We start from the raw sequence: 12,028 nt of genomic DNA on the forward strand, positions 1-12,028 counted from the left end.
GCGTCGGGCGCACCAAGCGCCCGTCGAGTGAATTCGCATGAGACGTGTCGTCGTAACTGGCCTTGGTCTCCTGTCTCCCTTCGGAACGGGCGTCGAGCATTCCTGGAAACACCTGCTTTCCGGAAAGAGCGCGGCGCGCCGTATCGAAACTTTCGAGACGGGCGACCTGGCCTGCAAGATCGCCAACGTAATCCCGCGCGGTGACGGAAGCGACGGCAGTTTCAATCCTGACCAGGTGCTGGAACCCAAGGACCAGCGCAAGATCGGCGATTTCATCATCTACGGCATCGCCGCGGCCGACGAGGCGCTGCGGGATTCCGGCTGGGAGCCGAAGACGGAGGACGACCGTTATGCCACCGGCGTGATGATCGGCTCCGGCATCGGCGGCGTCGACGGCATAGCCGAGAATGCGCTGATCCTGCACGAGCGCGGCCCGCGCCGCATCAGCCCCTTCTTCATTCCGGGCAACATCATCAACCTGGTTTCGGGCCAGGTCTCGATCCGGCACGGGCTCAAGGGCCCCAACCATGCTGTCGTGACGGCGTGCTCCACCGGCGCGCATGCCATCGGGGACGCCGCGCGGCTGATTGCTCTCGGGGACGCGGACGTCATGCTCGCAGGTGGAACCGAAGCGCCGATAAATCGGCTGTCGATCGCCGGTTTCGCCGCCTGTCGTGCCCTTTCGACCGCCTACAACGATACGCCCGAGAAGGCATCGCGCCCCTATGACCGGGATCGTGACGGTTTCGTCATGGGCGAGGGCGCCGGCGTCGTCGTTCTGGAGGAACTGGAGCACGCAAAGGCACGCGGCGCGAAGATCTACGCCGAAGTCACCGGTTACGGGCTGACGGGTGACGCCTATCACATCACCGCGCCGTCCGAGGACGGAGACGGGGCGTTCCGCTGCATGAAGGCTGCCCTGAAGCGTGCCGGCATCTCGCCGTCGGACATCGACTACATCAACGCCCACGGCACCTCGACCATGGCCGATACGATCGAGCTTGGCGCCGTCGAGCGGCTGGTCGGCAATGCCGCGTCGGAGATCTCGATGTCCTCGACTAAGTCGTCGATCGGTCATCTTCTCGGCGCGGCCGGCGCCGCAGAGGCGATCTTCTGCGTGCTCGCGATCCGCGACAACGTTGCGCCCGCGACGATCAATCTCGACAACCCGTCGACTGAGACGGCCATCGATCTCGTCCCGAACACGCCGCGCGAGCGCAAGATCGACATTGCGCTTTCCAATTCGTTCGGCTTCGGCGGCACGAACGCCTCCCTGGTATTCCAGCGATACAATGGCTGACCGGCGCGAGCCGCGAATTTTGCCATATTCGTCGATATGGTCCGGTGACCATGTCGTGATTCCGCTTCCTTCCGACGGAGCGTAGCCGACCACACAAGCAGCCGTGCTGGAACAGCACGGAACGGGACGTTCGCGGTAGCAACGAGACGAACGCCGTTCGAGGGAGCCTTGGGACGAGGATGACGACCGAAGACAATGCAACGTTCGGCAGGCGAAGCGATGTTCCCAAACCAATTGTCCCCAAATCCGCGACAGAGGCGCTGAGGCCCGAGATGGGTACGCCTCCGCCAAAGCGCGTTCGACGGTCGCGCGGCTCGCGCAACCAGTTCGTGGTCTTCCTGAATTTCGTCATGTCCTCCATCGTGCTCCTGACGCTGGCGGCGGGCGCACTCCTTTATTTCGGCAAGCGCGAGTTCGAATCACCGGGTCCATCGCTGACCGGCGACGTGGTGATGGTTCAGCCGAACTCCGGCGTCAGGGAGATCGCCTCCCTGCTCGAGCGGCGCGGCCTGATTAGCGACGCGCGCATTTTTCGCTACGGCGTCCAGGCCTACGGGCACGATGCGAGCCTCAAGGCCGGCGAGTACGAGATCAAGCCGGCAGCCTCGATGCGCGACATCATGGAACTCCTGGAGAGTGGGCGATCGGTCCTTTATTCGCTCACCGTTCCCGAGGGCCTGACGGTCGAGCAGGCGTTTCAGCGAATCGCCGAGCATGAGGCGCTGACCGGCGAGATGCCGGCGGAAATGCCGCCGGAGGGCAGTATCGTGGCCGACACCCAGCGCTTCACGCGCGGAACCACGCGCAAGGAAGTCATCCAAAGGCTGATTGCCCAGCAGAAGGCACTCGTCGAGAGTGTCTGGGAGCGCCGGGTCGAGGGCCTGCCGCTCAAGGACATCAACGAGTTCGTGACCCTTGCCTCGATCGTAGAAAAGGAAACCGGAGAGCCCGATGAGCGGTCCCGCGTGGCCGCGGTCTTCATCAATAGGCTGAGGAAGGGCATGCGGCTCCAGTCGGACCCGACGATCGTGTATGGCCTCTTCGGCGGCAAGGGCAAGCCATCGGACCGGCCAATCTACAGGTCCGATATCGACAACCACACACCCTACAACACTTACCAGATCGACGGCTTGCCGCCCACGCCCATCGCCACGCCGGGCCGGGCCTCTCTCGAAGCGGTGGCAAACCCGTCCCAGACGAACGATCTCTATTTCGTCGCCGACGGCACCGGGGGCCATGTCTTCGCCGAGACGCTCGACGAGCACAACCGCAACGTTGCGCGCTGGCGAGCGGTCGAGCGGACGCAGAAGGAAAGCGCCGCCCCGGCCGGCGGGGAAGCAGGCAGCGGCGACTGAGCTCATCGCGGGCGGGGGGGGACTCCATGGCGGTTCAAAGCATGACGGGTTTTGCCCGCGCCGGTGCCGAACACGACGGAATGGCCATCGCGTGGGAAATCCGCTCGGTGAACGGCAAGGGGCTGGAGGTGCGATTGCGCCTGCCGCCCGGCTTCGAAAGGTTGGAACAGCCGGCAAAGCAGGTCGCGCAGAAACGTTTTGCGCGAGGCAACGTCCAGGCCACGCTTGCGGTGTCCCGCACGGGTGCCGCCGCGCAACCCGTGCTCAACGAGGCATTCCTGGAGGCGGCGGCGAAGCTGGCCCGCGACCTCGAGGAGCGGTTCGGATGTCGGCCGGCGACCGCCGATGGTCTCTTGGCCTTGCGGGGCGTTCTCGAGGTGCCCGATCTCATCGAAAACGAGGAGGCGCGTGCGGCAGTCGATGAAGCGGTGCTCCGGTCACTCGCGGCCGGCTTTACGGATCTCGAGCGGGCGAGGCTAGCCGAAGGTGCGGCGCTCGCGAAGGTTCTCCTGAGGCAACTCGATACGATCGAAGAACTGACGCTGAAGGCCGAGGCCGATCCCTCCCGCGATCCCGCGGTCATTCGGGAGCGCATCGCGGCCCAGGTGAGCATGATCATGGAGGCGACGGGATCGGCGCTTGATGAAACGCGGCTGCACATGGAGGCGGCGCTGCTGGCGACCAAGGCCGACATCCGGGAAGAGATAGACCGCCTCAAGGCCCATGTCGCCTCCGCCCGCGAGATGATCGCGAAAGGCGGCGCGATAGGCCGGCGCCTCGATTTTCTTTCACAGGAATTCAACCGCGAATCGAATACCCTGTGCTCCAAGTCCAACGCCACCGCGCTCACCGCGATCGGTCTGGAACTGAAGGCGGTCGTCGATCAGTTCCGCGAACAGGTGCAGAACCTGGAGTAGAAGAGGATGGTCGACAAGAATCCGGCCGAGAGCATTCGCCGCCGCGGCCTCATGCTCGTCCTGTCATCCCCGTCGGGAGCCGGGAAGTCGACGATCGCCCGCAATCTCCTGGAGAGCGACAAGGAGTTCGAGCTTTCCGTCAGCGTCACGACCAGGCCGCGCCGGGCAAGCGAGATCGACGGCGTCCATTACCATTTCCGCGGCCGGCGCGAGTTCGAATATCTTCGCGACAATGACGAACTGCTCGAATGGGCCGAGGTGCACGGCAATTTCTACGCGACCCCGCGCGAGCCGGCGGAGAGGGCGATCTCGGAAGGCCGCGACATGCTGTTCGACATCGACTGGCAGGGCGCCGAGCAGTTGCGCGAGCGCATGAGGGGCGACATCGTCTCCATCTTCATCCTGCCGCCTTCGATGCGCGAGTTGAAAGACCGGCTGCGCCGCCGCGCCGAGGACCAGGAATCCGTTATCGCCGCCCGGCTGAGCAATGCTCGCGAAGAGATCGAGCACTGGCGCGAATACGACTACATCGTGATCAACAGCGATCTGGACGCGGCGTTCTCGTCGGTGAAGGCGATCGTGGCGGCGGAGCGGCTGCGGCGCGACCGACGGCCGGGACTCTTCGAGTTCGTATCCGGGCTGCTCGACGAGAAGCTGTAGCGCCTCTCAAATCGCGTTTGCCAGCGCGACGAACTCCTCGACCGACAGTGTTTCGGCGCGCCGAGTGCCGTCGATTCCGACCTTTCCCAGCAATGTCTCGCCGCCAAGGCTCTTCAGGCTCTGCCGAAGCATTTTGCGGCGTTGACCGAACGCTGCCTGCGTCACCCGCGAAAGCTTGCTTGCGTCGCAGGGAAGCGGCTCCGGCCGGGGAACCAGGTGCACGACCGCGGACGTGACCTTGGGCGGTGGCGTGAAGGCTTGGGCGGGCAGGTCGAAGGCGATACGGGCCTCTGTCCGCCATCCGGCCAGCACGGCCAGACGGCCATAGCTGCCGCTGCTAGGTGCGGCGACGATGCGCTCGGCGACCTCGCGCTGGAACATCAGTGTCAGCGAGGCGTAGAAAGGCGGCCAAGGCTCGGCGGTGAGCCAGCCGACCAGCAACTCAGTGCCGATGTTGTAGGGGAGGTTGGCGACGATCCGGACCGTCTCTCCGCCAGCGAGAGTATGAAAGTCGGTCCGGAGCGCGTCGCCCTGCAGGACCTCCAGCCGGCCGGGATAGCGCGCCTGGATCTCGGCCAGCGCGGACAGGCATCGTTCGTCCCGCTCGATTGCAATGACGCGTTTGGCGCCGTGCGACAGGAGCGCCCGCGTTAGGCCGCCGGGTCCCGGACCGACCTCGATGACGGTCGCCCCGTCGAGGTCTCCCGCCGCGCGCGCGACCTTGCCGGTCAGGTTGAGGTCCAGCAGAAAATTCTGGCCGAGCGACTTCTTCGCCATCAGCCCATGCCGCGCAATGACCTCGCGCAGCGGCGGCAATCCATCGGAACTCATGTCGGCGAAACGTTACGTTGACGCGTCGCCATCTCCGCCGCCATCCGCAGCGCCGCGATCAGGCTGTCCGGCCGCGCGATGCCCTTGCCGGCGATATCGAAGGCCGTTCCGTGGTCGGGCGAGGTACGGATGAAGGGCAGGCCGAGCGTGACGTTCACAGTCTCGTCGAAGGCCAGTGCCTTGGCCGGGATGAGCGCCTGGTCATGGTACATGCAGATCGCGGCATCGTAACCCTCCCGGGCCCGCGCGTGGAACATGGTGTCCGCGGGCAGCGGGCCGAAAGCCTCTATGCCTTCCGCCCGCAGCAACTCGACGGCCGGCCGAACGATCGCCTCGTCCTCGACACCCATCGCACCATTCTCGCCCGCATGCGGATTGAGGCCGGCGATCGCCAGTCGAGGCTTCTCGATGCCGAAGCGTGCCCGCAGGTCCCGTGCCGTGACCCGCGCGGTCGAGACGATGAGATCGGTCGTGAGCGTTTTCGGCACGTCCGCAAGCGCGATGTGGATGGTTACGGGCACGGCGCGCAGTTGTGGCCCTGCGAGCATCATGACAGGCTGTACGGAAATGCCGGACGCCTCTACGCAGAGGTGGGCGAGATATTCGGTATGGCCGGGAAAACGGAATCCGGCATCGTAGAGCGGTTTCTTGGCGATCGGGTTCGTGACGACCGCAGACGCGGTTCCGGCTCTGACGTCGGCGACAGCCCTGTCGATGGACTCCAGGATACCAGCCGCATTGCCGCTGTCCGCGACGCCGGGATCGTCACGCACTGTCGCCTGGAGAGGCACGAGCGGAATGGCTTGCGCAAAAATCCCGGGCGCATCTTCCGCGGCGCAGGGGACAAAGGAAACCGAGGCGCCGACTTGAACGGCCCGTGCCTCCATGAGGTGGGGGTCCGAGATAAGGTAAAAGGGCGGCACCTGCCGCTCCTTCCTTGCCAGCCACGCCGCTATCGTGATTTCCGGCCCGATCCCGGCCGGATCGCCGCAAGTCAGCGCGAGCGGCGGCTGGTCAGCGCTGGACGATCCGCGCATTCTTGCGCAGTTCCGCTAGATATTCCTCGGACAGTTTCGAAGGCTTCTCTTCGCCGGCGATCTCGTTCTGGAACACCATCTGGGCGACGCGATCGTCGGACACTTCGCGCGCGCTGCAGATACCGATGAATTCCACGCCGCGGTCGGTTTCGCGGACGGGGGTGGCCTGGCCCGGCTTCGTGGCCTTGATCTTGTCCGCCCAGTCCGGCGGAAGTTCGGGCGCGAGCACCTTGCCGAGGTCGCGGACCGTCACGTCGAGCAGCCCCTTCGCGAATTCACGTGTCGTGTTGCATCCATTGAAGCGCGCACGCATGGATTCAGCCTCGCGCTTGCGCTTGCCAAGCTGCGCGGACCGTTCGGCCGCCGGGACGACGAAAATGATCTGCTGAAGGAGGTATTCGGTCGCGGTCGGCTTGTTTCCGCCCTGCTGGAGCATGCGCTGAGCCGCATCTTGCTCGCTGATCCGGGCCTCCGATCGCAACTTGGCACCGAGCACCTGGCTCCATCCCATCTGGGCGCGGATGTAGTCCTTGAAATGTGCCTTGGTCACGCCGCTCTGGGCCATGACCTGGTCGACCTGGGCAACGGAGAGCTTGTTGCCCGCGGCGAAACGGGCATAGGCGTCGTTTACCTGCTGGTCGGTTATCTTGATGCGCCTGCGGTTGATTTCGGAAACCTGCAGGGCCTGCTCGATCATTGCTTCGGAGGCACTGCCGGAACGTCGCTGCAGCTTCAGGAAGGCGGCGCGCCGGGCGATGTCGTAGCTCGTGACGGGGACGTCGTTCACGATGTACTTGATCTCGCTGGCAAATGCCCGCGTGGCAGTGGAAATCCCCGTCAAGCCGATCACGAAAGCGGCCAGAAGTGCCGGGAAGGTGAGGCGCCTCGTGGCAGTCATCATGCGATAAATCCTGTCTGGCTATACGAAGTCTCGGCGAAGATGCATGCGTTTCCTATGCGGCGAAAGCATGACGCGATCACTCGATGCCGAGTTGCGTGGACACTTCCTCGGTCGACGTGCCTATTTCGCCGAGTGTTCTTAGCGAAATGCGGAACGCGACATTGTAGTCGACTTCTTTGGTTGTCGTGCCCTCTTTGCGTTTGAACGTGAGCGCGTAGGAGAAGCACTCGTCCTCGTACTCCAGCCCGATGCTGCTCGTGGCGAGCGTGTTCGAATACAGGTCGTACGCGCCTCCTCCGAAAACGCGCCAGTTCTCGTCGAGCTTGTTCGATGCGCTCAGCCGCACTTCCTCGCGGTCGCGGTCGAAGCCGTAGAGCGGCTGTTCCTGGATGAAGGCATAGGTCGCGCTGAGTTTCGTCGTGCCGATTTCCGTCGTGGCGCCGACCTCGGCGCGTCTGGTTTCGAAAGTCTCCTCGTCGAAGCGCCCGCCAGCGAAAAACTTGAGACCCACCGGTGTGTCGAGATCCACATAGCCGACGAAATCCGACACGTCGCTCTCGAGCCCCGAAAAGGCGCCGGCATTTACGAAGTTCGGCGAAGCGTAGGGGTTGGTGCCGGCAATGTGATAGGACTGCCCGAATATACCCGACATATTCCAGCCGTTGCCGAAAGATCCGACATAGCGGATACCGAGATTAGCCCGGGTCCCACCCTCTATCAGGTCGTAGCCGGAAAACTTGTCCCGTTCGAAAAGCGATGCCGCGTCGAACACGAGGCTCTGCGCATCCTCGTTGGGAATGCCGAGCGTATCCCCGTAGGGGGCGTCAGGCCGGATGAAAAGCTGCCCGATTGGTTCGAGCACATGCGATGCGCTCGTCGTCGAAAACATCACCGGCCACCGCGCTTCCAGACCCGCGGTCGCCATGCCCCGGTAGTAGGACGAGCGGATGTCGGACGCCACGGTGCCATAGGTCGAACCGTCATAGGAGTAGCGCGACCCGCCAAGCTTGCCGGTCATGTGGTTGATGGCAGAGATGGTGGAATCCGAGGCGTCGACACCGATCGCGTCTCCGCGCACGCTGAGCAGCGGTGTCAGAAGAAGCCCGCCTCCGGTAATGAAACTGCGTTTCCACTCCGATTCCAGCGTGATCCGCCCCGTCGTCCCCTCTATGCCCCGTAGCGCGGGTACGCCGCTCGAATAGTCCCGGTCGCTGCGATGGACGATCGCTGTGTTGAGATCGAAGCTGAGTTCTCCGCCCGCGACGGGCTCGTCGACTGTCTTGGAGTAGTCCAGGGACGGAAGCACCCACGGCTGCAGCGAGTCGAGTTGCGTGCCCCGGAAATTGCGATCCTGAACGCTGAACTTCTGCAGGCGAAGGTCGAAATAATTCCGGTCGTTCAGACCGGTGAGGTAGATCTCGTTCGTCCGCTCGTACGCGTCATACCCCACGATGCCGTAGGTGGCGGAAAAACGCGAATCGCTCTGCACCATCACGTCCCATCCGAACGACCAGCGCGGATTAATGGTGAACGCGCCGCTCGTGCCGATCATGCCGCGCTGCTCGACGGTGGTGTCGACGTAAGATGACGGGAATTCGCTCGGATCCTTCTGGCTGATCCCGGCAATGGTCACCGAATATGCACCGTTGTTGAAGCGCTGGCGCCATTCGGCTTCGGCCAGGAAGCCCTGCTTGCCGTAATAGGTGCCGGTAACGGTCAGGTCGTATGTCGGCGAAAAGGCGAAGAAGTATGGGATCGATACGCTCGCGCCCAGATACTTCGAATAGCCGATCGCCGGCCGTAGAAAGCCGCTCTTGCGCTGGACCGTCGGGTCCGCCATCTCGAAATAGGGAAGGTAGGCGATCGGCAGTCCGAAGAACTCGAACCGAGCTCCTTCGAAGCGCACCACCTTCTCTTCGCCGTTCCAGATGATCTTTCGCGACTTCACGCGCCAGATCGGCGCCTTGTCGGGACGATCTTCGCACGGTTCGCAGGCGGTGTAGACGCCCTGGTTGAAGACGGTGACCCTGCCGCCGCGCCGTTCGGCGCTTTCCGCGGCGAAATAGGTGTCGTCAGTCGTCTCCACCGAGAGCGCGTTGATGAAACCGTCGCCGAAGTCCTCGGTCACGTCGATTTCGTCCGCGAAGATTCGTGTGCCTTGCCTGTCGACGATCTGGACGTTGCCGGACGCCACGATCCGCCCCGTGGCCTGGTTGTAGTCCACCCGCTCCGCGACCAGGCGGCTTCCGCCATACTTGATTCGGACCTGGCCCTGGGCGGTCACCGTCTGCAGGTCGTTGTTGTAGATCACCGTGTCCGCTTCGAGGTACATCTGGGTATCCTCGTCCGCCCCGGCGTCAAACGACGGCAGGTTCTGGGCATGCGCATTCGTAGCGCCGAGCGCGCAAAGCAACGCCAGAGCGGTCGCGCCGCAAAGCAGCCGCGCGCGAGCGGCTGGTCCGCTACCCCTCACCAACCCCAACTAACCGTCCTCCTTGTACAGCAGAAAGGTCACCCCGAAAAACATCGCGACGACCACAGGCATCCAGGCTGCGATGACCGGCGGCACGATCCCCGAACTGCCGAACGCCTTGACCAGAGTCGTGACGACATAAAGCAGAAAGCCCGCAAGGATGCCACCCAGAATCAGGGTCGCCGATTGGCCGAGTCTGACGAACCGCATCGACACCGTCGCCGCGATGAGCGTCATTGCGACCAGTAGCACCGGCATCGCAACAAGTGAATGATATTGCATGGCAAACGCATTCGCAGCGTAGCCGTATGCCTTCGCCACTTCGATCTTTTCGCCAAGTTCGAGGAAAGGCGTCGCCTCGGGGCGGGCGAGCTTTTCCTGGACGAACTCCGGGCGCAGGTTCGTTGCAACGCGCGTGGTTTGCACCGACACCGGCTTTTCGCCGGGAACTGATACGCGCACGTCGTGGAGCTCCCAGTATCCATCGGTCAGGTTCGCCCGGCGGGCATCCTGGCGCATCACGATGTCGCCGTTCTCGCCGAACTGGATGAAGACCGCGTCCGAAAGGGTCAGGCCCGAATCCAGCACGGCGCGTGCGCCGATGATGGTCTCGGTATCCTCCGTCTTCTGCCGCAACCAGGGCGCCGAGGAAGCCGAGATCGCGTTGGAGTGTCCGGAGCGGAGTTCGCTCTCGATCTGCTCCATCCGCGCCACTCCATGGGCCGCAATCGGGTTGAGGACGAAGATCGTCAGCAGCCCGAACATCAGCGCGCCGATGCAGGAGGGCAGCAGGAACTGCCACGCCGAAACGCCGGCGGCACGGGCGATCACGAGTTCGTATTTGCGGTTGAGGGCGATAAGAGTGGCCATTGCCGCAAAAAGCGCGACGAACGGCACCGTTTGCTGGAGGATCAGTGGAATGCGCAGGGCCGTCATCAGGATGCCCAACTCGAGGGAGTAACCCGGAAGCGACCCGAAGCGATTGGCCTGCTCCGTGAAGTCGATGATGAAGATGAGCGCGGAAATCCCGGCGAAGAACCAGAGGGTGATCACCACGTAGCGTCGGAAGAAGTACCGCCCGAGGGTCCAGCCGATCATGACCTGCCCTCCATCGGACGCAGAGGATTGAGCCAACCGATCATGCGCCGGAACCACGCCGCCAGCCATGCGATCCGGTTGCCCAGGGCTTCGGCCCACGAAGCGGGAAGCTCCAGCAGGCGCCCGGTGACGACGAAGTAGAGCGCAAAGAGCGAATTTCCCAGAAGCACGGCATAGAGGAGCGGTATGAAAGCCCGGCTGTCCTCAACCTTGTCGGCGAGGAAATACCCTTCCCACCGCACGAGCAATGCGTAGGCGATCGCCGTGACCATGGGGTGAATCCGCGCCTGCCGGTGCGAGCGCACATCGCCCGCGGCGGCAAGCGCGATCAGGGCGAAAACGATGGAGTAGGTCCAGTCGGTGAGCCTTCGATGCAATTCCGCCACGTAGAGCAGCGGGACCTGCTGATAGATGTTGTCGTCCGGATCGGGTTCCAGCAGGTATCCCAGGGTTCGGTCCTTGGGGTACAGGAAAACGCTGTCCGACTTGGACTTGAACTCGGAGAGATCGAACGCGTAGGACACGAACTTGATGACGGAGACATCGCCTCCCGGCGTCTTGCGGTGAACTTCGCCGTCGCGCATGAAGAGTATCCGGTCGTCGCCTTCGCTGTAGATTTCTCCTTGCTTGGCATAGAAGGCCAGGTCGATGTTCTTGGTGCGCGAATCCGCCACGAATATTCCGCCGAGACGACCGTCTGGAAGTCGCTCGGCGACTTGGACGAAGAGGCCGTCCTGAATCTTTCGGAACGACCCTTCCTCGATGACCGAGGTGAGGATGTCCGCATTGGCGTTGGCGATGATGTCGCGAACGCGCTGGCGTGCCGCGGGTTCGATCGCGTTGTCGACGAAGAACGAGAGCGTACTTGCCAGAAGCGCGAGAACGAGCACCGGTTTCACGATGGTCCAACGCGAGGTTCCCGATGCCGAGATGACGGCGAGTTCCGAATCCTGGTTCATCGCGGCGAGCGTCTGGGTCACGCCGATGATCACCGCGAAGGGCATGACGACCCCGACGACGGTTGGAAGCAGCAGCGTCGCCACCTCGAAGAAGGTCATGGCCGTCTGGCCGCTGTCGGTCACGAGATTGATGCGGCTGAGCGCCTGCGTGGTCCACGCTATGCCGAGCGCGACCGCGAGAGCGCTGGCCGATACCTTCATCGCACGGGAGAAGACGTATCGCTCGACGAGTTTCATAGGATGAATGCCAGCGCTCCTGTCCCTAGCCCTTCGCTCCGATGCGCCAGGCAGGCTATCCGCGCGAGGCTGGCCTTACAACCGCTCGCGCTTCGATCTGCGTTCAGAAAACCATCGTCCCCGATCACATTCATGATGGGTCAGCAGGGCTAAAAAAGGGCGAAGAAGCATGGTTAAGGCTTCGTTAGCCGCCAATGGAGGCAAATGCGATCACAATCAGGTTCACGAGACCGCCCGCCTGTTCTAGATATGTGCTCGAT

At 63.4% G+C, this 12,028-nt stretch carries 10 protein-coding genes; 4 read left to right on the forward strand and 6 right to left on the reverse strand.

Annotated elements, in window-relative coordinates:
• The first annotated feature begins 37 nt into the window (after window positions 1–37).
• From fabF to gmk, 4 genes are all read left to right on the forward strand, one after another.
• Window positions 38–1,300 carry a beta-ketoacyl-ACP synthase II gene (gene fabF / locus BSQ44_RS10660; RefSeq protein WP_072603880.1) on the forward strand — a complete coding sequence of 421 codons (1,263 nt, stop codon included), beginning with the start codon at window positions 38–40 and terminating at the stop codon, window positions 1,298–1,300.
• 179 nt (window positions 1,301–1,479) lie between these two features.
• The gene (gene mltG / locus BSQ44_RS10665; protein ID WP_072603882.1) at window positions 1,480–2,655 is read left to right on the forward strand and encodes an endolytic transglycosylase MltG; all 1,176 of its coding nucleotides are present in this window, start codon (window positions 1,480–1,482) and stop codon (window positions 2,653–2,655) included.
• Window positions 2,656–2,681: 26 nt separating this feature from the next.
• The gene (locus tag BSQ44_RS10670; protein ID WP_072603884.1) at window positions 2,682–3,572 is read left to right on the forward strand and encodes a YicC/YloC family endoribonuclease; all 891 of its coding nucleotides are present in this window, start codon (window positions 2,682–2,684) and stop codon (window positions 3,570–3,572) included.
• A 6-nt stretch (window positions 3,573–3,578) separates the two neighbouring features.
• Window positions 3,579–4,232 (forward strand): guanylate kinase, encoded by a 654-nt coding sequence (gene gmk, locus BSQ44_RS10675; protein WP_072603886.1) that lies wholly within the window; start codon window positions 3,579–3,581, stop codon window positions 4,230–4,232.
• A gap of 6 nt (window positions 4,233–4,238) precedes the next feature.
• Here gmk and rsmA read toward each other — a convergent pair whose 3' ends face one another.
• From rsmA to lptF, 6 genes are all read right to left on the reverse strand, one after another.
• Window positions 4,239–5,063 carry a 16S rRNA (adenine(1518)-N(6)/adenine(1519)-N(6))-dimethyltransferase RsmA gene (gene rsmA / locus BSQ44_RS10680; RefSeq protein ID WP_072603889.1) on the reverse strand — a complete coding sequence of 275 codons (825 nt, stop codon included), beginning with the start codon at window positions 5,061–5,063 and terminating at the stop codon, window positions 4,239–4,241.
• A complete protein-coding gene (gene pdxA / locus BSQ44_RS10685; protein ID WP_072603891.1) occupies window positions 5,060–6,100 on the reverse strand; it encodes a 4-hydroxythreonine-4-phosphate dehydrogenase PdxA in 1,041 nt (346 codons plus the stop codon). Before pdxA ends, rsmA begins: the two co-directional genes overlap by 4 nt.
• Window positions 6,078–6,998 carry a peptidylprolyl isomerase gene (locus tag BSQ44_RS10690; protein ID WP_072607991.1) on the reverse strand — a complete coding sequence of 307 codons (921 nt, stop codon included), beginning with the start codon at window positions 6,996–6,998 and terminating at the stop codon, window positions 6,078–6,080. Before BSQ44_RS10690 ends, pdxA begins: the two co-directional genes overlap by 23 nt.
• Window positions 6,999–7,077: 79 nt before the next feature.
• Window positions 7,078–9,333, reverse strand: coding sequence for an LPS-assembly protein LptD (locus tag BSQ44_RS10695; RefSeq protein ID WP_235633384.1), 2,256 nt, complete (start codon window positions 9,331–9,333; stop codon window positions 7,078–7,080).
• Window positions 9,334–9,483: 150 nt separating this feature from the next.
• Window positions 9,484–10,572: an LPS export ABC transporter permease LptG gene (lptG, locus tag BSQ44_RS10700; RefSeq protein ID WP_072603895.1), complete on the reverse strand. Its 1,089-nt coding sequence runs from the start codon at window positions 10,570–10,572 to the stop codon at window positions 9,484–9,486.
• A complete protein-coding gene (lptF, locus tag BSQ44_RS10705; protein ID WP_072603897.1) occupies window positions 10,569–11,768 on the reverse strand; it encodes an LPS export ABC transporter permease LptF in 1,200 nt (399 codons plus the stop codon). The genes lptG and lptF overlap by 4 nt, the downstream gene beginning before the upstream one ends.
• Between the last annotated feature and the right edge of the window lie 260 nt (window positions 11,769–12,028).

The organism is Aquibium oceanicum (genome assembly GCF_001889605.1).
Lineage (GTDB): Bacteria > Pseudomonadota > Alphaproteobacteria > Rhizobiales > Rhizobiaceae > Aquibium > Aquibium oceanicum.